Annotated in this window: 19 protein-coding genes and 1 pseudogene; 12 read left to right on the top strand and 8 right to left on the bottom strand. The window is 61.6% G+C overall.

The annotated features are described in order from the left end of the window. Nucleotides 1-3 precede the first annotated feature (3 nt). A complete protein-coding gene (locus C7W88_RS01855) occupies nt 4-1,410 on the bottom strand; it encodes a proton-conducting transporter membrane subunit (protein WP_118072298.1) in 1,407 nt (468 codons plus the stop codon). A 100-nt stretch (nt 1,411-1,510) separates the two neighbouring features. On the opposite strand from C7W88_RS01855, the gene C7W88_RS01850 reads away from it, so the two are divergent. After that, nucleotides 1,511-2,377 (top strand): LysR substrate-binding domain-containing protein, encoded by an 867-nt coding sequence (locus C7W88_RS01850; RefSeq protein WP_118072297.1) that lies wholly within the window; start codon nt 1,511-1,513, stop codon nt 2,375-2,377. An 8-nt stretch (nt 2,378-2,385) separates the two neighbouring features. Here the strand turns inward: C7W88_RS01850 and C7W88_RS22470 are convergent, their stop codons facing one another. Beyond that, nucleotides 2,386-3,099, bottom strand: coding sequence for a hypothetical protein (locus C7W88_RS22470; RefSeq protein ID WP_162895864.1), 714 nt, complete (start codon nt 3,097-3,099; stop codon nt 2,386-2,388). Here C7W88_RS22470 and C7W88_RS23305 point away from each other — a divergent pair. Both C7W88_RS23305 and C7W88_RS01835 read left to right on the top strand, forming a co-directional pair. Beyond that, nucleotides 3,098-3,226: pseudogene (locus tag C7W88_RS23305) on the top strand (LysR family transcriptional regulator); the annotation flags it as partial. The gene C7W88_RS22470 and the pseudogene C7W88_RS23305 sit on opposite strands and share 2 nt — an antisense overlap. Nucleotides 3,227-3,262: 36 nt before the next feature. Next, nucleotides 3,263-4,030: a LysR substrate-binding domain-containing protein gene (locus C7W88_RS01835; protein ID WP_240344963.1), complete on the top strand. Its 768-nt coding sequence runs from the start codon at nt 3,263-3,265 to the stop codon at nt 4,028-4,030. Here C7W88_RS01835 and C7W88_RS01830 read toward each other — a convergent pair. Beyond that, the gene (locus tag C7W88_RS01830; protein WP_118072294.1) at nt 4,002-5,756 is read right to left on the bottom strand and encodes a cation:proton antiporter; all 1,755 of its coding nucleotides are present in this window, start codon (nt 5,754-5,756) and stop codon (nt 4,002-4,004) included. The two genes, C7W88_RS01835 and C7W88_RS01830, sit on opposite strands and share 29 nt — an antisense overlap. A gap of 102 nt (nt 5,757-5,858) precedes the next feature. On the opposite strand from C7W88_RS01830, the gene C7W88_RS01825 reads away from it, so the two are divergent. Genes C7W88_RS01825 through C7W88_RS01815 form a run of 3 tightly spaced genes read left to right on the top strand, consistent with a single transcriptional unit; the run spans nt 5,859 to nt 9,581 of the window. After that, nucleotides 5,859-7,322 carry a DUF4139 domain-containing protein gene (locus C7W88_RS01825; protein WP_118072293.1) on the top strand — a complete coding sequence of 488 codons (1,464 nt, stop codon included), beginning with the start codon at nt 5,859-5,861 and terminating at the stop codon, nt 7,320-7,322. A gap of 7 nt (nt 7,323-7,329) precedes the next feature. Then, entirely contained in the window at nt 7,330-8,862 is a 1,533-nt protein-coding gene (locus C7W88_RS01820; protein ID WP_240344766.1) for a DUF4139 domain-containing protein, read from the top strand. A gap of 50 nt (nt 8,863-8,912) precedes the next feature. Further along, entirely contained in the window at nt 8,913-9,581 is a 669-nt protein-coding gene (locus C7W88_RS01815) for an SCO family protein (protein WP_118072292.1), read from the top strand. A 75-nt stretch (nt 9,582-9,656) separates the two neighbouring features. Here the strand turns inward: C7W88_RS01815 and C7W88_RS01810 are convergent, their stop codons facing one another. Further along, nucleotides 9,657-10,688: a winged helix DNA-binding protein gene (locus C7W88_RS01810; protein WP_240344765.1), complete on the bottom strand. Its 1,032-nt coding sequence runs from the start codon at nt 10,686-10,688 to the stop codon at nt 9,657-9,659. A gap of 334 nt (nt 10,689-11,022) precedes the next feature. Here C7W88_RS01810 and C7W88_RS01805 point away from each other — a divergent pair, with 334 nt between their 5' ends. The 5 genes from C7W88_RS01805 (at nt 11,023) to C7W88_RS01785 (ending at nt 14,924) form a co-directional block, all read left to right on the top strand. Beyond that, on the top strand, nt 11,023-11,475 hold the full coding sequence (locus tag C7W88_RS01805) for a hypothetical protein (protein WP_162895863.1): 453 nt from the start codon (nt 11,023-11,025) through the stop codon (nt 11,473-11,475). After that, nucleotides 11,388-12,233 (top strand): surface lipoprotein assembly modifier, encoded by an 846-nt coding sequence (locus C7W88_RS01800; RefSeq protein WP_118072290.1) that lies wholly within the window; start codon nt 11,388-11,390, stop codon nt 12,231-12,233. Before C7W88_RS01805 ends, C7W88_RS01800 begins: the two co-directional genes overlap by 88 nt. Before the next feature lie 399 nt (nt 12,234-12,632). Further along, nucleotides 12,633-13,115: a hypothetical protein gene (locus C7W88_RS22465; protein ID WP_162895862.1), complete on the top strand. Its 483-nt coding sequence runs from the start codon at nt 12,633-12,635 to the stop codon at nt 13,113-13,115. 52 nt (nt 13,116-13,167) lie between these two features. After that, nucleotides 13,168-13,707: a hypothetical protein gene (locus tag C7W88_RS01790; protein WP_118072289.1), complete on the top strand. Its 540-nt coding sequence runs from the start codon at nt 13,168-13,170 to the stop codon at nt 13,705-13,707. Beyond that, entirely contained in the window at nt 13,707-14,924 is a 1,218-nt protein-coding gene (locus tag C7W88_RS01785) for a transferrin-binding protein-like solute binding protein (RefSeq protein WP_118072288.1), read from the top strand. Before C7W88_RS01790 ends, C7W88_RS01785 begins: the two co-directional genes overlap by 1 nt. Nucleotides 14,925-14,970: 46 nt before the next feature. On the opposite strand, the gene C7W88_RS01780 is transcribed toward C7W88_RS01785, so the two are convergent. Continuing rightward, the gene (locus C7W88_RS01780) at nt 14,971-16,260 is read right to left on the bottom strand and encodes an adenylosuccinate synthase (protein ID WP_118072287.1); all 1,290 of its coding nucleotides are present in this window, start codon (nt 16,258-16,260) and stop codon (nt 14,971-14,973) included. A gap of 294 nt (nt 16,261-16,554) precedes the next feature. On the opposite strand from C7W88_RS01780, the gene C7W88_RS01775 reads away from it, so the two are divergent. Further along, nucleotides 16,555-18,192 carry a DUF6538 domain-containing protein gene (locus C7W88_RS01775; RefSeq protein ID WP_118072286.1) on the top strand — a complete coding sequence of 546 codons (1,638 nt, stop codon included), beginning with the start codon at nt 16,555-16,557 and terminating at the stop codon, nt 18,190-18,192. Between the two features lie 61 nt (nt 18,193-18,253). Here C7W88_RS01775 and C7W88_RS23300 read toward each other — a convergent pair whose 3' ends face one another. From C7W88_RS23300 to C7W88_RS01765, 3 genes are read right to left on the bottom strand one after another with little or no spacing between them, the layout of a single operon-like run. After that, nucleotides 18,254-18,454, bottom strand: coding sequence for a hypothetical protein (locus tag C7W88_RS23300; RefSeq protein WP_240344764.1), 201 nt, complete (start codon nt 18,452-18,454; stop codon nt 18,254-18,256). Then, nucleotides 18,451-20,946, bottom strand: coding sequence for a DEAD/DEAH box helicase (locus C7W88_RS01770; protein WP_240344763.1), 2,496 nt, complete (start codon nt 20,944-20,946; stop codon nt 18,451-18,453). Before C7W88_RS01770 ends, C7W88_RS23300 begins: the two co-directional genes overlap by 4 nt. Continuing rightward, the gene (locus C7W88_RS01765; RefSeq protein WP_118074504.1) at nt 20,939-22,600 is read right to left on the bottom strand and encodes a site-specific DNA-methyltransferase; all 1,662 of its coding nucleotides are present in this window, start codon (nt 22,598-22,600) and stop codon (nt 20,939-20,941) included. Before C7W88_RS01765 ends, C7W88_RS01770 begins: the two co-directional genes overlap by 8 nt.

Raw genomic sequence — 22,600 nt, 5'->3', positions numbered from 1 at the left:
GCTTCAGTCCTTCGCGATGGCGGGGGTGGCGGTGGGTTTGGAAGTGGTGAGGGCGTTGCCGGCGTGAAGCAGGCGCGCGAAGAGGGAGGGAGGCAGGGCCTGTTCGCCGCTCACGATGCGTTGCTGCCAGACCCATCCGGCCAGAAACAGCGAGAGAATGCCAAGCTGCCCGAAAGGCGAAAGCAAAGGCTGGGCGGCGTCGGGCTGGAGTGCGGTCATGAGGACAAGCACCGCAGCGTTGAGGGCAATCAGGGCAATCGGCATCAGGGCTACGACCGCGCCCATTGGACCACGCGGCAGGGACCGCACGGCAACTGCCATGGCGCTGAGCAGCGCGGTCAGGGCAAGGCAGACCGGCAGGAGTGCATCAGCCCGGCGCGCTTCGATCAGGAAGATCGCACCGATGATCGTCGCGAGCGCGATGAGCGCAGGCCACGGCTGGGCAAGACCCTTGGAACGTGTCGTCCTGGTGGAGATGGTACCGGCCGAACCCAGGAACAGCCAGGCCTTGAACAGTCCGTGAGCGACCATGTGCCAAAGGGCCGCAGCGTAGGCGCCGAGCGCGACGGTGAGCAGCATGAAGCCCATCTGCGCGATGGTCGATGCTGCGAGAGATCCCTTCACGTCGGCGCGCACGAGCATGATGGCACTGCCGACCAATGCCGCGACGACGCCGGAGGCAAAGAGCGCGTAACGCGCTTGCAGCGATGTTTCGAGGATCGGCGCAAACTGGATGAGCAGGAACCCACCGGCATTGACGAAGCCGGCATGCATCAAGGCGGACACCGGGGTTGGCGCTGCCAGCGAGCGCATCAGCCAGTTCGAGAAGGGCGGAATGGCGCAGCGGGCCAGAGCGGCGACGACCAGGAGAAAGGCAGCGGCGGTTGTCGGGAGCGAGGAGGACCCTGCGGCTGATGACTTTATCGAGAGGATATTGCTCGATCCCGCGGCGATCGAAAGCAAGGCCACTGCGCCGATCAGCGCCACGTCGCCAATGGTGAAGGCAATGGTGGCGCGGCGCGCGGCATCGCGGGCTTCGCTCCATTCGCCGACATGGCCGATCAATCCTGCCATGAGACGGCCCGAGACGATCCAGGCGGCAGCGAGCAGCATGGCGTCGGTGGTCACGCCCAGCAACACGGTCGCGATGGCGAGGCTCGTCGCGAGGCGTGCGAAGGAATCACTGCGCCGGTCCGCGCGCAGTTGTCGGCGGGAGAAGGCAAGAACGACGACGGCGATCAGGATGCCGAGTCCCGAGAGGGCAACGCCCGGCGTGGTGAGCGAGGCATGGCCGGTGGCGATGGTTGCGGCCAACAGGGCGCCCAGTCCGAAGACAGGCCAATCGGCAGGCTTGAGGCGAAACGCCGGGCCGCTCTTGATGGCAGGTGCAGTCATGGTTGTCGGGTTCATCGTGTGCCTCCTTCGCTTCGCAGGTGCAGCACGTTCGATGATTTTAGAAACGAATTTATGAAATATTGAAGATTTCAAACGTCAATGATAAAGGCATGTGATGGCCCTGCGAAATCTCGACATCGACCTATTGCGCTGCTTCGTGACGATTGCCGATACGGGAAGCTTTACCCGCGCCGGGGAGAGGCTCGGCCGGACGCAGTCTGCGATATCCCTCCAGCTGAAGCGCCTTGAGGAACAAGTGGGGCGCGCGCTGTTCCTGCGCAGCCCCAGGCACCTTTCAATCACGCCTGAGGGCGAGCGGCTGATCGGTCCGGCCCGTCAGATCCTGCGGCTCAACGATGCAACCTTGGCCCAGATGTTCGAGCCGGACATCGCCGGGTCGGTTCGCATCGGTGTGCCCGAGGATTTTGCCACGGCTCATCTGCCTTCAGTTCTTGCCGCATTCACCGAGGCGCACCCGCTGGTCGAGCTTGAAGTTACCTGCGACCTGACCCTCAACCTGCTCGAGCGCTTTCACGCAGGAAACTTTGACCTGGTCCTGGTGAAGCGCCAGCCGACGCAAGCCGTGCAGGACGGCGTCCGGGTCTGGCGCGAGCCACTGGTCTGGGTCGCGCGGGATCGGCAATCCGCGGCAGACTTCGCAAGGGTGCCGCTGGTGGTTTCGCCGGAACCCTGCGTCTATCGCAAGCGCGCCACCGAGGCGCTGGATGCGATGGGGCGCGAGTGGCGCGTGGCTTATACATCGACCAGCTTGGCAGGTAGCCTCTCGGCGGTGCGCGCGGGCCTCGGGATTACCGTACTGCCGTTGGAGATGGTGCCTGCCGGCCTTGCGACAGCGGGAGATGACGCTGGCTTGCCGCCGCTTTACGAAACCGAGATCGCCTTGCTCGAGGCGCCCGGCCTTTCGGACACGGCGCACTTGCTGGCCCAGCACATCATCGCAGCGCTCGAACGCGGAGCGTGACCTTGGTATTAGTCGTCGAGGTTCAGGCGCGCGAACACTTCGGGACGGATGCAGCGCAATCCGTTTTCGACCGGGTTGGCACAACGCGATGGTGCGATTCGCAGCTGCGCCTGGTGAAGCGGCGGCACGACCTCTGCGCCAGTTCCGACCAGACGTATGCCATCGCCTCGCTTCGCGCAGACCGTGACCTCGCGCGTGCTTGAGCAGCGCCGATCCGGCGTGACTGACCGAGGGGCCGAGGTTTCAGGCAAGCGGTAGGCGTGATGGGCGTCCAGTGGTTGGGGCGTTCCGGTCGTTACTGCAATCGCGGCCAATATCTTCAGCATGGCAAATGACCTCTCGGTCTGGGCGGGATAGCCCTGAATTGTCTGGCGGCGCATCCTGCCAGGGTCGTCACAATGCGCCGCCAGTGCTCCGCTGCCGACGGCTTGCCGCTTCCGGGGGCGGGCCAGGTCGGCAGTGGCGCGCCTTGCGCCGGGTTGATCGCGCAAGGCCCGTTGCGAAACTCGTGGGGCGACGCGGACTGGCGGTGCGTCGCCCCGGCAAGGCATCAAGGGACAGTCGGGCAGTTCAGCGAGGGGGACGAGCGTGAACTGTGGGAAATCGACCGTCGGCGGGGCATCCTCTTCTGCCTTGCCCCAGCACATTGCCGAGGCCAGCCCGTTGCGTCCAATCGAAAGATCGGCGACTAATTGATAGAATGCTTCTATCGGAGGTCGCATGCCTACGGTCCGACAGCTTGAGTATTTCCTGGCAGTTGCCGAACTGCGTCACTTCGGACGCGCGGCACAATCCTGCAATATTTCGCAACCTACGCTCAGTCATCAGTTACGTGCTCTTGAAGATCGCCTCGGCACAACCTTGATCGATCGCGCATCACAAAACGTGGAATTGACGCCGGTCGGTCGGGAGATTGCCGAACGAGCGCGCCGGGTGCTGCGTGAGATCCGGGACATCCGCGCGGTTGCGGCGCGCGCCCGCAAGCAGCTGTCCGGGGTCGTCCGGCTGGGGATCACGCCGACGCTGGGGCCCTACCTTTTGCCCGCGCTGATCGGTGCGCTCAATGCCGAGCAGAGTGACATGCGTTTCTATATCCGTGAAGGAATCCCGGCCGAGCAGAGCCGTGAGCTCGTTTCCGGCAGAATTGATCTGATGGTCGGGCCGGGACCGGTGATCGGCGAGGATTTGGAGGTCGTCCCTCTGTTCGACGAACCGATGAGCGTGGTGGCATCGCGCAGCCATCACCTCGCCGGGCTTGCGCACATTGACCGGTCGGATCTCAAGGGAGAGCGCTTCCTGACGCTCGACCCCCGTCACCACTATCATCAGCAGGTCCAGCGGGTGTGCGCCGAACTTGGGGCCGAAATGCTGCTGGATTACGAGGGCACCAGTCTCGACAGCATTCACCAGATGGTGGGTAGCGGTGTTGGCCTAGCAATTCTGCCCGAACTTTACCTGCGGTCGGAAGTGGGGGCGATGCTCTGGTCGTGCGGCTGCCGGTTGCGAACTGGCGCTGCGAGCGCGCCATCGTTGCTGCCTGGCGGGCCAAGTCGGCAAGCGCGGATGATTACCGCACGCTGGCGCAGCGCATCTGCAGCGAGGCCGCCGGGCTGCTTGCCTGACCCTAGGTCGGGCGGGCCTGCGGCTCTGTGATGATGCGGTCTCGCGCGGCGCGCACGTCGCCCGCTTCGATCTGCAGCTTCAGTCGTTCACGGTCACGGGCGCGGAACATGTCTTCGGCGCGCGCAATATCTTCAGCCGAAAGACCTGCGTCAGCAAGGGCGACGCGCGCCATCTTGACTGCAGACTCCATGACTTCGCGCACGACCGCGCTGACAGGCGTGCCACGCAGCCGGATGAGCGCACGCCGGTCGTAGGCGCGAACGTATACCGATGCGCGCGGGAAAGCCTCGTGAACGGCCTCGACCAGATCGGCCGTGACCTGATCGCCGTCCATGCAGAAGAAGATCATCTCCGCTTCCGCTGCCCCGGCTTGCCGCAGCAGATCGAGCCTTGTCCCATCCCCGAAATAGACCTTGGCCCCGAAGGTGGCTGCGACGTCGATCATCTCGATGTCGGTATCGACCATCGTCACCGGGATGTTGCTCGCCAGCAGCATCTGCGTGACACCTTGTCCGAAGCGGCCGAAGCCCACGACCACGGCATTGGAACCATCGGGCTGGGGGCCTTCGCGCTCACCGGACGACGCGCTCTCCGCTTCGCGGCGGATCCCGGCGGTCGCCATCATCAGGAACGGCGTCGTGGCCATCGACAGGGTGACAACGGCCCCGAACAGGCTGGCAGCTTCGGGCGCGATGAGCAGCGCCTTTTGCGCCTGAGCGAACATCACGAAGCCGAACTCGCCACCTTGGCTGAGCAGCAGGCCGAGGGCGAGCGCGCCGCGCCAGGGCATGCCGAACAGGCGGCCAATGCCGAAGATGATCGCCGCCTTCACCGCGATCAGGCCAAGGGCCATGCCGGCGACGAACAGCGGGCGCTCGGCGATGGCGGCAAGGTTGAGCATCATGCCCACGGCCAGGAAGAAGAGCCCGAGCAGGATCGACCGGAACGGCTCGACATCGGCTTCGAGTTCATGACGATAGGGGCTGTCTGCGAGCATGACGCCCGCGACGAATGCGCCCAGCGCCGTCGACAGGCCGAGCAGCTCCATGATGGCCGCCGAAGCCATCACGGTGAACAAGGCGGCGACCACGAACATTTCGCGCTCGCCAAGATTGCCGATCAGTCGAAAGAGTGGTCGGATCAGATAGCGGCCAGCAGCGATCAGGCCACCTATCGCACCGAGCGAGTACAGGACCATCAGCCAACCAGGAGGGCCACCGGCATCCTCCGGATTGCGGCTCATTGCCGTGATGATCGTGATCATCGGGATGATCGAGAGATCCTGGAAGAGCAGGATTGCAAAAGCGCGTTCGCCAAACGGCGTGCGCAACCGGCCGGAGGATTGCAGCATCGGCAACACCTGCGCCGTCGACGAGAGCGCCAGCGGCAGGCCGAGGGCCAGCGCTGCTTCCCAGCTGAAGTCCGTGGTCAACAGGATCATGCCGGCAACAGCAAGCCCGCAGGCGGTTACCTGAAGCAGGCCAAGGCCAAGGATATCGCGCTTCATCTTCCACAGGCGCGACGGATTCAGTTCCAGCCCGACCAGGAACAACAGCAGGGTTATGCCCAGTTCGGCGATGCCGAGCTTTTCTTCCGCGTCTCCGACCAGACCCAGCAATTGCGGGCCGACGACAGCTCCGGCCACGAGGTAGCCCAAGGTTGCGCCCAGCCCCAAGCGCCGGAAAATCAATACGAAAGCCAGGGCGAATCCAAGCAGGATGAAGCCATCGCGGAGCATTGATGTGTGTTCGGCCATCCCTTCTCTTTAGGCTGCTCATGTTTCATCGCAACCGTCGTTCAGCCTGCGTTGATCTGACGCCAGCGACAGGTTAGCGATTGGAGAACGGTGGAGGGGCAGATGCGCAAGGTTTTTGGTCTTCTGGGAACGGCTGTTCCCGCAATGGCTCTGGCCCAGACCGTTCCTACAAGTGCGCAGGGCGACGTGTCTCTGACGATCTACAGCAACGATCTCGCGCTGGTGCAGGACGTGCGGCAGATGGCGCTGCCGACGGGCCGGCATCGTCAGGAATTTCCTGATGTTTCAGCAGCCATCCGACCGGAAACGGTGACGTTGAATGCCGGGGGGACAAGCATTGTCGAACAGAACTTCGACTACGACCTGCTGACTCCCGAGAAGCTGATGGACAAGGCCGTTGGACAGACCGTGACGCTTGTGCGCGGGGCTGACGACAAGCGCGAGACGGCGACGATTCTCGCCAATAACGGCGGCACGATCGTCCGCGTCGGAAACCACATCGAGGTCCTGCAGAACTACGGTGCGCGGGTGCTGTTTCCCAGCTTGCCGCCCGGCTTGCGTGCTCGGCCGACACTATCGGTAACCCTGGACACGACCGCGCCGGGCACGCGCCCGGTTTCGCTGAGCTATCTCTCGCGCGGGTTCGGCTGGAAGGCCGACTACGTGGCATTGTTCGATGAGGCAGCGGGCAAGATAGATGTGCAGGGCTGGATCACGCTCACCAACAACAGCGGCACGACCTTCGACAAGGCCAAGGTGCTGCTGGTGGCGGGCGCGGTGGGCGATGGCAGCGGCGGCTATAATGGCGGGTATCGTCCCCAGCGACCGATGATGCCGGGTAACCGACCTGGAACACAAAGTGCAAATCGCGAGAGCCTGGGCGACTTCTACGTCTATCCGATTGCCGGGCGGACGACAGTGGCCAATGCCCAGCAGAAGCAGGTCAGCTTCCTCGACGTCGGCGGCGCGCCCGCAACCAAGGCCTATCACTTCCGCAACGGCTGGCTGACAAGCCAGACCGAGCCGCAGAGCGCAGACACCGTCCTGCGCTTTTCAACAGCGCGAGAGGCAGGGCTGGGCGATGCGCTACCTGCGGGTACGGTGCGGGTGTATATGCGCGATATGCGCGGGCAACCGCAGTTCATTGGCGAGAATGCGATCGGACACACGCCGATGGGATCGAACCTTGCGCTCAAGACCGGAGAGGCCTTCGACGTGAAGGTCCAGCCGGTGATGGAGAAGCGGGAGCGTATCGACAGCGGGGAATGGGAGAAGACAGCCCGCTATCGTGTGATCACGCCAGGCAAGGCGCCAAGCGAGGTGACGGTCGAGACCGAAAAGGTCTTCTGGCGCACGACGATGAGCTACAAGGTGACCAATGCCAAGTCCGTGCCGGTCACGGTCGAAGTGGTACAAGGCGGCCTCGACAACTGGTGGCACGACACGCGGGTACCTTCCGAAAGCGTGAAAGGTGAACAGCGCTCAGCCGACGAGCGGATGTGGCAAGTGGCAGTGCCTGCCAACGGCGAGGCCACGCTGACCGTGCAATTCGACACCCGGTATTAGGCCCCACGTGCGATTTCCTGCAGCTCTTGCACTGCTGCTTTCCGCCGCGCCGGCGGCGAGCGAGGAGATCATCACTTCGCCTGCGCCCGCAAGCGTTTCGGTGAGCGTCTATCGTGCGCCCGATCGCGCCAGCGACGACGCCATGAACCTCGACTGGCTGCAGGGGTATGCGCTCGTAACCGAACAGCGGACCGTGGAGATACCTGCGGGCAGGGCGACCGTACGGTTCGAAGGCGTGGCGGCGGGGCTGTTCCCCGAAAGCGCGATCGTGACGGGACTGCCGTCAGGTGTGCGAGAAAAGAACCTCGACGCCGATCTGCTTTCGCCCCGAAGCCTCTATGCGCGCATGTTTGGCCGGCCGGTCATCTTGCGGAGAACCGACCTTGCGACCCAAAAGGTCCGTGAAGAGCGCGCGGTGATTCGCTCTGGCCCTGATGGGGCTGCCATCGTGCAGACGGCAGCAGGCTTCGAAGTTGCCAACTGCGGCGGCCTGGAGGACGAAATACTCTATCCCGAAGCGCCAAAGGACTTGTCAGCGAAGCCCACGCTTTCAATCGAAACGGATAGTCCGGTGGCGCACAAGGCAACGCTGTCCTTGTCCTACCTCGCTTGGGGTTTCGATTGGCAATCCAACTACGTCGTGCAGATGAACGCGGATGGCCGGACGGCCGATGTCTCGGCGTGGGTAACCCTTGCCAGCAGCGATTCCACGAGTTTTGCCGAAGCGGAGACCGCGGTGATCGCCGGGAAGGTCAACCGCGAGGACAGTACGCAAGGCGAAAAGCCCTCGGGCGGGGAACTGGAACTGACCTGTTCGCTATGGCAGCTGGCACCACCGCCCCCGCCTGCACCGCCGCCCCCGCCCATGATCATGCCCGCCCCGGCGATGGAAATGGCCGACATTGTGGTGACTGCCCAGCGTGCGGGTGCAATGAATGCGCCCGTGACCGTGCAGCAGGAGGGCCTCGGCGATCTCAAGCTCTATCGGGTGCCAGTGCCGGTTACCGTGGCAGCCAATGCGCAGAAGCAAGTGGCCTTGGCGCAAAGGCATGGCGTCAAGATGGAGGCGCTCTATCGTGCGGATGTCCATGAAGACCGTGTCGGAGACGTGCGCCAGATGTTGCGCACCCGCAACCGCAAGGAAGACGGTTTGGGCCTGCCGCTGCCGGGTGGACCGGTCACCGTGTTTGAACCTGTTGGTTCTGGCCCGGATCAGGGGTCGATGCTTCTGGCAGGCGAGGGAGGACTTCCGGACCGCGCGGTGGGCGAAGACGTCGAGATCCTGCTTGGAGAGGCGACGCAGATCGTGGCCAGCGCCGAGGAGATCGGCTCAAGCAAGGTTTCCCGTACGGTGGCGTTGAACGTCAGCAATGCGCGGCCGGTTCCGGTGCGCTTCGAGGCGCGCATTTCTTCGGGGGGGACTGTAGAAGGCATCTCCCCGCGACGTCTGGCGCGCAAGGATGGGCGAACGATCTGGTCAGTCATGGTGCCAGCGCGGGGCAAGGCCAGCCTGACTTACAGGATCGTTAATTCTGACTAAAAACCGACACTTATCCTTCCGAAGACATTTTCACCTGCTATCTCGGCGGCATGATCATGCAGAGCGACATCCGGCGATCGTTCATGGCGCGTAAGTCGCTGTTTTTTGTCGTGCTACTGCTTTTGCTTGGCGCGGCAGGCTATCTCCTGTGGGCGAGACAGTCGGAGAAGCAATACGAACAGTCAGGGGTTGCTGAGGACGGCAACTATCGGCTTGTCGCGCAAGACGGATCACTGTTCCAGCGGTCCGGCCTTAAAGGGCATCCCTACATTACATACTTTGGCTATGCTTCGTGCCCGGATCGGTGCCCGGCGATGCTCGTACGCCTTTCGCGCATCCGTGCCCGGATGGGTTGGGCACATGAAGACCTTCCGATCGTGTTCATCACCATCGATCCTGCCCGGGACACGCCGGAGCGCCTCGATGCCTTCGTCAAAAGTCTTGGGGTTGAGATCATTGCGCTGACGGGTGATCCGGAGGTCATAAACCGCATTACCGACAATGCCGGCGTGTTCGTTAAGGTGATTCCGCAATCGGGCGCCAGCTACCGCATCGAACATACGACCAAGGCGTTCGTCTACAACGCTGATGGCGATTTCTGGGATACGCTCAGTCCGATGGAGGATGATGCCCGCATCGAGGCCAAGTTGCGCGATGCCGCTCTCAGCAGATCACCCACGACCGAAACATCTCAAGCCGCATCGGACAAGATGCGATAATTTGGCTTGGGTGGCGGGCTGCTGAGCCCATGGCCTTACGACTTCCAGCGTAGCCGAAAGTTTTGACGATGGCGGTCAGAGCGATGGCACGGCAGCCTCGATTTCCGCGAAGTAGTGCGCCATTGCATCTGCCGCCTTGTCGGAAAGGGCGATGAATGCACGGCGACGATCCGTGGCGTCTTCGGCCCGGCAAAGAAGCTCGGCCTCGGTCAACTGGCCGATCCACCGCAGCGCCGTTGTTGGCGGAACGCCCGATGCAATGCACAGAGACGTGACAGACACTCTTTTATGCTCCGCCCGCGCCGCTGTGAGATCGAGCAGCATGTCCCAGGCCGGGTCAGCGAAGAGATCGCCCTCGAAGAAGCGGGCGCGCAGCTGGCGCTGGCGTATGATCTTGCGGACAAGGCGAGGGTCAGGCAGCGAGGGGCGAGCGCCTCGCCCGAGCCGCATGCCGCCGCAGTCCCGCTCTCCGGTCGCATCGAATGCGAAGGCCGAGGCGTGAACGTGATCGGTTCCTGCCGACGAACCCGACAGCGTTTCCAGGCGATTGGCGATTTCGCTGACTTGCTGGGTCAAGCGAAGCAAGGACATCCGATCGGTGTCCGACAATTCGCGAACGCGCCCTCCCTTGGCTGCGAGCGCAGGAGAGGCGAGGATGTGGCCGAGCGCGATGACCCGGTCCGACCGAGAGGGATTGACCAGTATCTGCGCGCCGGACTGATCGAGGCAGCCGAAGACATCATCCAGTGCCCCTACGCTTGTCGAAACTATCAGTTGGCTGCCGGTGCGGGCCGCCCGTTCATCCAGCGAGACAAGTGCTGCAATGTCGGCACCTTCGAGGAGGGGGCAATCGACCAGTATGAGATCAGCCAAGGTCTGCTCTGCACGCGAATTGACAAGTTGCGCGAGCTCACCCGTGCCGCAGACCCGCAACCCGGCCGCCGATGCATCTTCGGCCATTTCCATGCGAAGATAACTGCGATCGGCAAAGATCGACACGGCAAGCGGCGTGGATGGGCTAAGCCACGCAACGTCCCCGTCGGCGAAAGGACGGGCGTCAAGATCGGTGGCGGCACGGTTCGGTGCAGATGCTTGGACCAGCGTCATTGCAATGTTCCCTCAGTACTTGCCCTAAGTGTGAACATGAGTGGAACATACGTGGATCAGGTCAAGATCATTTATCTCGATTTTGGATGGAGCTTGACGGACATCGAGGTGAGGCGTCCCCGGAGTCTGAGGAATCCCCGCGTTTTCGAGGCTTGATATGAGAGGATTTGTTCGCGATACCGGGCCGGTGTTCCTACCACCAATTGCCTCCATTTCGGATGTTCCAGCGCAACTAGTGCAGGCCCAGCCGTTTCTCGTTGAAACAACTGGTGAAAATACCAAGCAGGACGAATCGACGCAGAGCTTGCAGTTGACAGCGGCCCAACTTTTCCAGTTGGCTGATTCGGCTCGCGATGCCGGCGATTATGTCACGGCCGAAACGGCCTATCGCGCCCTGGCAGGCAATCCCGATATCGAACTGCGGAGCGAAGCCAGGTTTCGTCTGGCGATGATGCTTGCCGACCAGATGAAGCGAACGCGCGATGCGGCAGTAGAACTGCGTCGCATCCTCGATGAAAAGCCGGACGCAGCGCGGGTGCGACTGGAACTTGCCCGCATGGACGCGATGATGGGGCGACTGGGCGCTGCCGAGCGTGAAATGCGAGCTGCACAGGCGAGTGGCCAGCTTCCGGCCGATGTCGAGCGGGCCGTGCGTTTCTATGCTGCAGCGCTTGCTGCTGCAAAACCCTTGGCGGCAGTCTGGAGCTTGCGCTTGCGCCAGACAGCAACATCAATCGCGCAACCAGAGCAGACACCCTCGGCACTGTCATCGGCGACTTCACCCTGAGCGATGATGCCAAGGCCAAATCCGGCTTGGGGCTTGCGGCGCGCGCGCAGGGGTATCTGCGCTTGCCGCTCGGCGCCAGATCGCGTCTGCTGGCGCGACTATCGGGCAGTGGTGACTTTTATCGCTCCGGACAGTTCGACGATTATGCGCTGGCCGTACAGTTCGGGCCAGAGTTCCAGTCTGGTGCGGACCGGATTACTTTCTCAGGAGGCCCGTCCTGGCGCTGGTACGGCCAAGCGGCGTTCAGTCAGGGCTGGGGCGGCACAGCGGTGTTCCAGCATCCTTTGGGCAAACGATCGCAATTGCGTGCCGAGGCGGCAGTCTCGCGTCTAGATAATCTGCGCAACGATCTGCAGGATTCGACGATCTACGCTGGCACTTTCGGGATCGATCGGGCCTTCAGTGCGCGTTTTGGGGGCGGGATGCAGTTGCGGGCAAGCCGCACGTCGGCCCGCGATGCTGGTTGGTCTGACTGGACCGGCGGCACATCAGCGTATTTGTTCAGGGAGCTTGGCAGGACGACAGTCGTGGTTGACGGGGGCTACTCGCACCTGGAGGCCGACGAGCGCCTGTTCCTCTACCCGAAGAAGCGCGTGGATGACCGTTTCAGCCTCGGGCTCTCGGCAACATTCCGCGCCCTGCAGTGGAAGGGCATTGCACCGTTTTTGCGCCTCAGGGTTGAGCGCAACACTTCGACGGTGGGCATATTCGATTTCGACCGGCGCGCGGCTGAACTTGGCCTCACGTCAGCATTCTAGCGTTAGCAACAAGGGGAGAGGGCAATGACCAGACATAACCGCAGGGCTGCGACAGCTTCTGCCTTGACCATTGCACTGATGCTGGCTGCGTGCGGCGGTGGCGGCAATGGCGTCAGCAGCACACCTACGCCGGTTCCCACGCCCACGCCCACGCCCACTCCTACGCCTACGCCCACTCCGACGCCCACTCCGACGCCTACGCCTACGCCTACGCCTACGCCTACGCCTACGCCCACACCGACGCCTACACCAACACCGACGCCCACACCGACACCGACACCGACGGCAAATACGAGCCTGGTAGCGCCGCTTGTGAGCGAGAGCTTCAAGAATGTCGCGTCCGTCGGAACTGTAAGCGTCCCGACAAATGGCGCGGCGGTCAGCACGTCGGCTTCAGCCTTGGCACTCACCGTTTCCTACAATGCCACCAATCGTTCGTGGACTGTCTCGGATGGCACCCGCAGCCGCACTTTTGGTCCGGGCGACATCGACGCAACGCAATCGAACAGCGCGATCACGACCTACAAGTTCGTATCGGGCAACACGACCGAGTTCCTTTCGTTGACCACGACGGGGACCGCCGCCGGCCAGACACGCTATGTGGGCGCAGGGATATGGCAGCGCCAGGTCAATGGGAGCACCACGATCGATGGGCGCATTTCTTCCTTCGCCTATGGGGTGCAGACGCCGAATGGGTCGCTGCCGAGGACAGGCGCGGCCAGCTTCGATGTAAAGCTGCTGGGCGCGCGGACGTTCAGCACGAACATTTATGCGCTCGGGGGACAGGCAAGCTTTCGGTCGATTTCCTGTCGGGTGGCATTGCCGGAAGCGGTTTCTATGACGAGACCGACGTCCAGACCAACATTACCGCGCGGGCTATAACTGGAACGCCTTTGCGCTGCTTTCCAAGAGCGCAAACAGTTTTCTTGGGCAGTTGACCCTGGGCAGCGCCGGAACCGGTGAGTTGCACGGGGCTTTCTTCGGCCCCAATGCCGACGAGGTTGGGGCGGCTTTCTCGCAGAACCCCAACTCGGACGTCGCAGCGACCGGCGTGATCTACGGCGCTCGGGGGACAACACCGGTCAATACCTCGACCAGCCTCGACAGTCCGGCGACAGACCAGTTCTACCAGCCCTTGAGCGCGTCTGCAAAAGGCACTCTGGACGGGGCGGGCAATCTTTCGTCAGTTGCGGCAGGGAACGGGATTGCCTCTGTTCATCAAGGCGCAAACGGCGCGCCATTGGTGTTCTACGGCAGCGATGGCCGGATCATGTGGCAGCCGACGAAGGCGTCGAACACCAGCCTGGCTTATGATTTCTACACCAGCAGCGACTATTTGCGCGCCGGCATCCTGACCGATCGCCGTTCGAGCCTCGGTCAGATCGACGCCTTCGTCTATGGCTTTGCCACGACGAACGCCGCAACGCCGCGCACGGGATCGGCGGCCTTCAATGTGGCCCTCAACGGGGGCTGATGGCCAATGGCGCGAAGATTCAGGGTGTGAACGGGACCGGTAGCGTCAACGTCAATTTCCAGACCGGCGCGATCTCGACAATCGGGGCCTACACGATCGGCAATGGCATTCCGGCAACCGGCGGAGCCTGGCCCGGCACGCAAGCGGATGCAGGCAACTGGAGCGGCAATGCGACGCTCTCTTCCAGCGCAAATGCCTTCAACGGCAGCATCGCGTTTGATGGCGCGACCGATTACAACGGGATGTTGTCAGGCAAATTCTTCGGACCTGCCGCGGAGCAGGTCGGAGCGGTTGTTCAGGCGAGCAGCACCGGCGGTGCGGTGATGGCAGCGACGCTTGCAGGCGGGCGCGGATCGGACGGCACTGCTTCCCAAAGTGGACTTGCCGGCCTCACGACGACGACGGTTCTGACAGGCAACGATTCGCAGTACTATGTCGTCAATGGTTTCAGCCCGGCAGAGCAGGCGCTGCTCGATACCAATGTCGAGGTTACCTACAATCCGACGAACAAGTCCTATGTCCTCACGTCCAAGACGACCGGCACGAACTTCGGAAATGCCGTGCAGTTGTCGCAGACGCTGGCAGCGGCGGATTACAAGGCGGCGGAAAGCACGAGCACCTTCGATGTCTATCGCGGCGCCGATTACACGGCGCGGGTGTTCAAGTTCGGTAGTGGCAATCCCTCCATCGCCCTGACTTACACCAGTTTTGCCGAAGTGGTGCGCACCGACACGGTAGACGGACGTCAGGTGGCGACGCACTACTATGTGCCGTTCGGCGGGCTGACGCCAAGCTTCCAGATACCGCGGACAGGCTCGGCAAGCTATTCCGGGGTGGTCTATGGCTATGGCCGGAACGGTGCCACGCAGCGCGAGGCTTCGCTTTCGGGGACCAGCACCTTCACGGCGGACTTTGCCGCAGGCACCGGTAGTGCCGTCCTTGCGCTGACGGCGACCGATGTCGGCAACAACGCCACGTCGAGCCTCGGCAACTTCACTTACAGTGGATCGCTTGCAGGCAATTGCCCAGGTTGCGGCGTTGGCAACACGTTCACCCTGAGGGGAACCGGCACCGATGTGCTCAGCACCAGCTTCCTCAACGGAATGTTCTTTGGCGCCAATGCTGCCGAATGGGGCGGGTCGTTCCTCCTGCAGCTGAATCCGCTGGGCGGACAGCAATCGATCTATTCGGGTGTGACCGTCGGCAAGAAGAACTGACTCATTGCAGCCTCACCATCCGCCCGGACGGTGAGGCTGCAGCTGTTTAATCGACGAAAGGATCGCGCACGAGGATCGTGTCCTCGCGCTCCGGGCTGGTGCTGACGAGGGCCACCGGCGTTTCGATCAGTTCCTGCACCCGCTGGATGTACTTGATCGCCTGCGCAGGCAGGTCTGCCCACGAACGCGCACCGGCGGTGGTGCCGCTCCAGCCGTCCATTTCCTCGTAGATCGGCTCGACTTCGGCCTGGTCGGCGGCGTGGGCCGGGAAGTAGTCGAGCACCTTTCCGCGCAGGCGGTAGCCGGTGCAGATCTTCACCTTATCGAAACCGTCGAGCACATCGAGCTTGGTCAGCGCGATCCCGGTCACGCCCGAGATGGCGCAGGACTGGCGGACCAGCACGGCGTCAAACCAGCCGCAGCGGCGCTTGCGCCCCGTGACAGTGCCGAATTCGTGGCCGCGCTCGCCAAGGCGCTGGCCGACTTCGTCTTCCAGTTCGGTGGGGAAGGGGCCGGAGCCGACGCGGGTGGTATAGGCCTTGACGATGCCGAGCACGAAACCGGTCTGCGATGGACCAAGACCCGAGCCGGATGCTGCGGTGCCGGACACTGTGTTGGACGAGGTGACGAACGGATAAGTGCCGTGGTCAACGTCGAGCAGAACGCCCTGCGCGCCTTCGAACAGGATGCGAGCGCCAGCCTTGCGGACGGTGTTGAGGCGCTTCCACACCGGTTGTGCGAACTGCAGGACGTAGGGTGCGATCTCGCGCAGCTCGGCGATCAGCGCGGCGCGATCGACCGGCGGCTGGCCAAAGCCTGCACGCAGCGCGTCGTGGTGTGCGCAGAGGCGATCGAGCTGGGCATCGAGCGCATCGAGATGGGCAAGGTCGCACACGCGGATGGCGCGGCGGCCGACCTTGTCTTCATAGGCAGGGCCGATGCCGCGGCCCGTGGTGCCGATCTTGCCCGAGCCGGCAGCCTGTTCGCGCAGGCCATCAAGGTCGCGGTGCAGCGGGAGGATCAGCGGGCAATTGTCGGCAATGGCGAAGTTCTCGGCGTTGATTTCCACGCCCTGCCCGGTCAGCTTCTCGATCTCGGCCTTCAAGGCCCAGGGATCGAGAACCACGCCATTGCCTATGATCGAGAGCGTCCCGGTGACAATGCCCGACGGCAGAAGCGAGAGCTTGTAGACCTGTTCGCCGACGACGAGGGTATGGCCGGCGTTGTGCCCGCCCTGGAAGCGGACCACGGCATCGGCGCGGCTGGCCAGCCAGTCAACGATCTTGCCTTTGCCTTCGTCGCCCCACTGGGCGCCGATAACGGTTACATTGGCCATGGATACACTCCTCCACCCTGCCCGGGTGGATCCTCAAGACGCCCTTCGACAGGACTCGGCGAAACGGGATGGATGAGCGGGGCAAGACCCCGGATTTCGGTGCGCGCCCTAGTGGCATAGGCCACCCAAAGTCAAGCGCGCTGCAAGCGTCTTTGCCGAGATGGGAGGTATTGTGCTGGCTGGGGCGGCAGGATTCGAAGCTAGATGTCTCCGAGAGTCCAGAAACACTGTCGATCTAGATAAAATGGGGATGTTGCTACTACAAAGTGCTACAGGAAGTGCTACAGGAACAGCATGATTGACCGCTACATCACTCGCCGATCTCGTTCACGCTTCTGGCAGCTTCGTGTTCCGCTGCCGATTGACATTCAGATTGCGACTCACCGCAAAGAGTTCACCAGATCCCTTGGCACCGAGGATCGAAAGGATGCGAATGAACGGGCGATAGCAATCCTTGCAGAACTTCATGAGGAATGGCGGCGATTGCGAGACACACCTGCGACGAGCAATTCTTGCCGTGTGCCAACTGATTTCGAGCTAAAGAAGATCCTCTCTAGCGTTTACCACGAGGCATATAGCAGTCTCAAACAAACGCGCAGTCAGCATTATCTCAATGACCCTGCGGGCTTCCGCGATTATCTGGAGAAACGTGAAGCCTCGCTTGTCTCAATGGCGATGGCCGTGTCTTCCGGGGAAATTGGCAAGTGGGAGGGGCCGGCCGAGAAGGCGCTGGTGAATGCCGGCTACCAAGTGGATCGATCAAGCTCTTGGTTCAAAGGGTTTGTGAGCGACTTTGCTCAAGTTACCATTGACGTGGTGCACACCTGCACGCGCCGAAATCGAGGTGATCTTGGTGCTGAACCGACCAGTCCGGTCGTGAAGGATGCTCTCGCAGTGTCGCTTAACCCGATCGATAACACCGCCGAACTCTCGTTTCTCGATCTTTCCAAGCTGTATTTGGTCCATTGGAAAACTGACCAAGCGGCAGGCAGGGTGACCAATACCGAGCAGCAAAAGCAGGCAACATTCGGTTTGTTCGCCGGCTTTTGGGGCAACAAGCCGATACGTCTCGTGAAAAAATCTGACGCGGCAGCCTTTCATGATGCGATCAAGCGCATGGATCCGAACTGGGCTCGCAACTCAAAGGCTCGGTCGTTGGATTGGGCCGCTCTGCAAAAGCAATTCGGAAATCGCGATGTTGGTTTAGCCGCGCAAACCATGAACAGGCATATGCGATCCCTCCAAAGTCTTTGGAGTTGGGCAAAGGATCGAGCGCATTGCTCTGGTGATAACCCTTTTGTTGGATTTTCGAAAAAGCTGAGGAAGGGAGTTGTGGCGTCCTATTTGCCTTGGGAATCAAGCGAGCTTAAGACCCTATTCCAACAACCTCCGAAGCGGCAAGATCTGCTGGAGGTAATGGTCGTCGCGCTTTACACTGGCATGCGTCTAGACGAAATTTGTTCCCTAACTTGGGGAGACATCCGCACCGATCCCGATCATAAGGGTCTGCACTACTTCAATGTTGGCAAGGCTAAAACGCCAGCAGGGGTTCGCCAGGTGCCGATTCATACTGCTCTGTCTTGGATAACCGTGCGCGCTCAAACAGCATCGCATGAGCGGATCTGGCCCAAATTCAATGATGAAGGCCCGGGTAAAAAGCCTGGAGCTGATGCTGGAAGAGCCTTCTCAGATTACAAGCTCAAGCTTGGCTTCTCCAGCAGGCGGAAGGTATTCCACTCTTTTCGAAAGAACGTCACGCAGATCATGGAACGCGCTGGCGTTCGCGAGAGCGATTGGGCGCAAGTGATTGGGCATGAGAAAGGGTTCACTTATGGAACCTATAGTCCGCATGGAATTACGATGCGGCAGAAGGCGGACATCATCGCGAAGATCAACTATGGAGATCTCTGCATCCCGGTTATCCGGCCGTAGGTGATGTTCGCTTCCGAATGCCGACCTTAACGCAATCCTGAAACAAAGTGAGGTCATCTCCTCAGAGGCTTGCTAGAGCCTGTAGCGTCAGGCTCTCGGAGATTCGGCTTTCCCCCACGAGGACGTAGTGCCAGGGCTTGCCATCGCCCTCGTTGGCGAAGGTGTTGGCATGCTCCACCCAAGTGTGCGCAGCTCGCGCCTTCTCCTTCACCGCGGCATCGTCCAGCATGTTCTCTGCCTTGATCTCGACGATGAGCTTCATGGTGTCGCACTCCACCACGAAGTCCGGTTCGTAACGGCGGCCCCTTGGTATTCGATGTCGAACTGGCCGGGAGCGGGCCTGAGCCAGCGCACAACTGCGGGGAAGCGGTCGCTATCGATCATGGACGCGAAGCGGCGTTCGGGATCGCTGTCGAACTTGTGGATGCGATAGGGTGACTTGCGCGAGCCAGTGAAGACGAAGCTGGGGGTGGCGGACAGGGGCACGGCCTGCTCGCCAAGCGGTAGCACGCGCGCCGGGTCGTAGCCGACCTGCTGGGGCTTGAGCACCTTGAACGAACGAACACGGCGTGCGCGGTAATCCACCGGGGTTTCGCGATAGTGCGCCTTCATCTGTTCGCGGATGAACTCCGCCAGCTTGCGGCCATGTTCGAGCGCCACGGCTTCGACGTCATCCTCCTTTTCGAGGTAGGAGCGCAAGTGCGTGATGATCTGGCCCGAGAGCTTGTAGAGCTCGTCTGCCTGGCTGTCGTAGTCGACTTCCGGGAAGACGATGAGGTGGCGGACGATATAGTCCTCCAGACGGTCCTCCGAGGGTCCCTGAGCGCTTCGGGCGAGCTCACGCTGGGTATCCGTGCGCAGGTTACGGATGAGGATCGTATCGCCGCTTGGGCGGAAGCGGATGCTGTCGAGGCCGGTGAGATTGAACGGCTCGAACCAGAAGTTCACCTCGCGACTGGGCAGCACCACGATCTCGGGGATTTCGATCGAATGTTCCGCCACGGAGACGGCGATCTCGGCAACCAGCTTTTCGACATCGGGTTGCGGCAGGATGCCGTCGAGCGTGCCCTGGGGCGCAGCGGCTGCGGTTGCTTTGCGGACGTCCTCTGCGATTGCAGCCTGAACCTCGGGTTTGCGCAAGTCACCGAGGCCGCCGGGCAGGGTGCGCTCATACTTTTCGCGGATGAGTTCGAGCGCGGTTGAGGCAACTGCGGCCTGTTCTGCTGTCGGGGGAGTCCAGCTTGGTGCGTGGCTATCCTTGAACAGGTCTGCACCCACCGGCTCAGGCATCGTGAAACGGCGTTCGAAGTCGCTGGGGACGCGAAGCACTTCGCGGGCTCCGCCGACCTCGCCATTCTCGCCGAGCTGCACCTGCTTGATCGCGACGATCGAGCCGGGCTTCCTTGCTTCTGCAATCACATCATCGAAGCGGTCATGTGCGATGACGGTTAGGGTGTCGACGATCTCGTTGCCGGTGCGCTTGCCATAGGGGAGGCGTAAGCCGCGGCCGAGGGTCTGTTCGGTCAGAATGTCTGAAGCAGAGGCACGCAGGGGCACGATCGTGTAGAGGTTGGTGACGTCCCAGCCTTCTTTCAGCTTATTGACGTGGATTACGATGTCGGTCTGTGCATCATGTTCAAGCCCGACGAGGCGGGCCATGGCCTCGTTGGATTCTTCGGCCGACTGGTTCGAGTGCACTTCCGCCACCTTGCCGCGATAGGCGCCGGAGAAGAACTCGTCGCTTTCGATGCGGGCGCGCAGCTTGGCGGCGTGGGTGGTGTCCTGCGCCACGACGAGCATGAAGGGATGGACGAGCGGAGCGCCGGTCTGGCGGGAATAGAGCTCCAGCTCCACGCGAACGGCTTCGTGGTAGGCCACGCCGTCCTTGAGCATGATGTCTTCAAGCTGGTCGGCGTCGTATGCCTTGCGGTTGAAGTTCGCGCGGGTGGCGACGGCCGGTTCTTTGACGAAGCCATCGGCCATGGCCTGCCCCAGGCCATAGCGGTAGATCACGTTCCTGAACTCGCGGGATGCTGAGCCGACGGTCTTGGGCGTGGCGGTGAGCTCGATGCCGAGGCGAGGCTTGAGTTCGTAGACCGCGTTTGCTGCCGCCTTGGCACGATAACGGTGGGCTTCGTCCATCAGCATGACGAGATCGGGCAGGCTGGCGAGGTGGTCGAAGTAGCTTTCGCCCAAGGTTTCCCGGAAGGAGCGGATGCGGCCCTTCTCCTTGTTGATCTTGTCGACGTTGAAGATGTTGATCACCGCATCGGCAAAGCCGAGGCCGCTGCGGGCGTTTTCCCAGTTCTCGCCGGTCACGATGGTCGGCGGGTTCTGGGCGAATTCGCCGATGCCCTTGAACACATACTTGGCGGACGAGGGCCGCGAGAAGTCTGCGATCAGCTTTTCGTAGATCGTGGTGTTCGGGGCGAGAACGAAGAAGTTGCGGCTGCGGCCGGTGAGGAAGAGGTAGGAGATGAACGCGCCCATCAGCCGGGTCTTGCCGACGCCGGTGGCTAGGGCGAAGCAGAGCGAGGGGAATTCGCGCTCGAAGCTTTCGACCGAGGGATAGCTGGCGCGGATATCCGCCAGCAGGGCCTGAAGATCTGCCTCGTTCTTCCAGTCGATGCGGTCGGCCACGTCGGCGAGGATGGCCAGTGCCTCTTCCTGCGGGCGGCGGAGCGAGAGACGCTGGGTGACCTGGCGGCGGGTGCGCTGGTGCGGGGTGAGGGTGCCGGGGGCAAACTCAGTCATCGGCAGCCTCCTTGGCGGCGAAGAGCGGGCCGAGATCGGGTTCCTCTGGCAAGGCATCCTGCGTCGCAGGAAGGTTGGCGACGTTCAGCGAATAGTCGTCGCGTCCCCATTCGCAGCGGGTGAGTATGGCCGAGGGGATCTTCACCGCCGTAAGGTTGGGGAAGGCATCGGTGCTGCCGGCAAAGGCGCGTGCGCAGACGACAAGGGTGCGTTCCGGCCCCACCGCGTCAGACAGGCGCTTGAGTGCTTCGTGGGTCAGGCTCTGGGTAGTGACATAGAGGAAGTCGGTCTCGCTCGATTGGCCATGCCGCCACCACTCGCCTTCTTCCTGCGAAGGCGCGTAGGCAAAGCCCAGGTGCTTGCACAGGGCTTCTGCCAGCATTTCCGGGTTGTATTGCCGGTCGACCACCCAGTTGCCCCAAGCGTCCTTGGCGAGCAGCGACGGCGCCAGCGTGAAGTAGCGGAAGCCACCGCCGCCCTGCCAGTTCACTGCCTTTGAGATGCCGCCCTGATCGCTCCCGTCGATCACCTTCTTCAGGCGCGGGATGATATGCGTGTCAGCATGATCGCCAATCTCGACCATGATCCAGCGACGGCCCATCTTGTGGGCCACGGCGCCTGTTGTGCCGGAACCAGCGAAGGAGTCGAGGACGAGGTCCCCATCTTCTGTGCTGATTTGCAAAATGCGCTCGATCAGTTTCTCCGGTTTTGGGGTAGGAAATGGATCGTCAGGCAATAGCGCGATCTGCTCACGTCGGCCGTCTTGGGTGTGTCCAACCTCTTCCCAAGTCCAAACAGTTTGAGCCTTGATACCTGAGTTTTTCAGGGAAGAAATGAATCTTTTCAAAGATGGAACGCTATTCTTACCATCTTTACCCCACCATATCAAATTGTCCAATTTATGCTGTTCGTGGGTCTCAGGGCCATAACCCCAAACTCGAGATTTTTTTGGCCAAATCTTTTCTCCTGTATTTGGATTTTCTATCATATAATAAAGATTTGGGCGCTCTTCCGAACTTTTTGCGCAGGTATAGTTATCAGCTCTCCAAGGTCCTCGAGGATCATTGTCCGGATTTTTGTAGACAGAAAGCGATTTTTCATCCCTTGCTAAGTTCCGTGCGCGCCATTTCGATTTATCCTTGGCATATACCAAAAGGTGATCGTGCGAGGCGCTAAGCCATAGAGTATCATTTGCCGGTGCATACTTCTTTTGCCAAACAGCGTTTGAAACGAAGTTCGACCGCCCAAAGACTTCGTCGCACATCACTTTGAAGTAATGCGCTTCATTGTCATCAAGTGTTATCCAAAGTGAACCATTGTCTGCCAACAGCCGGTGAATGCACTCCAGCCGATCGCGCATCAGGGAAAGCCATAATGAGTGCTCTAGTCCGTCATCGTAGTGCGTGAAAGCTGAGCCAGTGTTGTAAGGTGGATCGATGAAAACGCACTTCACCTCGCCAGCGTAGTCCGCCTCCAGCGCCTTGAGCGCGAGAAGGTTGTCACCTTTGATCAGCATGTTGTCGAAGAGGTCGCCCTCAGCCCTGCTGGCCGCGTGATACGACTTGCCCGCATCCTCGATCAGGATGCGCGGTTCGAGGCGCGGACGGTTTTCCTTGCCGGGCCAGGTGAGTTCGAGCTTGGTCTTCTTGGTCAT

It is taken from the genome of Novosphingobium sp. THN1 (assembly GCF_003454795.1).
In the GTDB taxonomy this organism is placed as follows: Bacteria; Pseudomonadota; Alphaproteobacteria; order Sphingomonadales; family Sphingomonadaceae; genus Novosphingobium.
Note: the sequence above shows the minus strand (reverse complement) of the source record. Positions and strands in the feature narration are given on the sequence as shown.

Excerpts from the sequence above, each read along its gene's own strand:
- C7W88_RS01770 (WP_240344763.1), bottom strand. The coding sequence starts at position 20,946 with ATGACTGAGTTTGCCCCCGGCACCCTCACCCCGCACCAGCGCACCCGC.
- C7W88_RS01830 (WP_118072294.1), bottom strand. The coding sequence starts at position 5,756 with ATGGCCGAACACACATCAATGCTCCGCGATGGCTTCATCCTGCTTGGA.
- C7W88_RS01850 (WP_118072297.1), top strand. The coding sequence starts at position 1,511 with ATGGCCCTGCGAAATCTCGACATCGACCTATTGCGCTGCTTCGTGACG.
- C7W88_RS01765 (WP_118074504.1), bottom strand. The coding sequence starts at position 22,600 with ATGACCAAGAAGACCAAGCTCGAACTCACCTGGCCCGGCAAGGAAAAC.
- C7W88_RS01775 (WP_118072286.1), top strand. The coding sequence starts at position 16,555 with ATGATTGACCGCTACATCACTCGCCGATCTCGTTCACGCTTCTGGCAG.
- C7W88_RS01810 (WP_240344765.1), bottom strand. The coding sequence starts at position 10,688 with ATGACGCTGGTCCAAGCATCTGCACCGAACCGTGCCGCCACCGATCTT.
- C7W88_RS22470 (WP_162895864.1), bottom strand. The coding sequence starts at position 3,099 with ATGCGACCTCCGATAGAAGCATTCTATCAATTAGTCGCCGATCTTTCG.
- C7W88_RS01785 (WP_118072288.1), top strand. The coding sequence starts at position 13,707 with ATGGCCAATGGCGCGAAGATTCAGGGTGTGAACGGGACCGGTAGCGTC.
- C7W88_RS01780 (WP_118072287.1), bottom strand. The coding sequence starts at position 16,260 with ATGGCCAATGTAACCGTTATCGGCGCCCAGTGGGGCGACGAAGGCAAA.
- C7W88_RS23300 (WP_240344764.1), bottom strand. The coding sequence starts at position 18,454 with ATGAAGCTCATCGTCGAGATCAAGGCAGAGAACATGCTGGACGATGCC.
- C7W88_RS01855 (WP_118072298.1), bottom strand. The coding sequence starts at position 1,410 with ATGAACCCGACAACCATGACTGCACCTGCCATCAAGAGCGGCCCGGCG.
- C7W88_RS01815 (WP_118072292.1), top strand. The coding sequence starts at position 8,913 with ATGATCATGCAGAGCGACATCCGGCGATCGTTCATGGCGCGTAAGTCG.
- C7W88_RS01825 (WP_118072293.1), top strand. The coding sequence starts at position 5,859 with ATGCGCAAGGTTTTTGGTCTTCTGGGAACGGCTGTTCCCGCAATGGCT.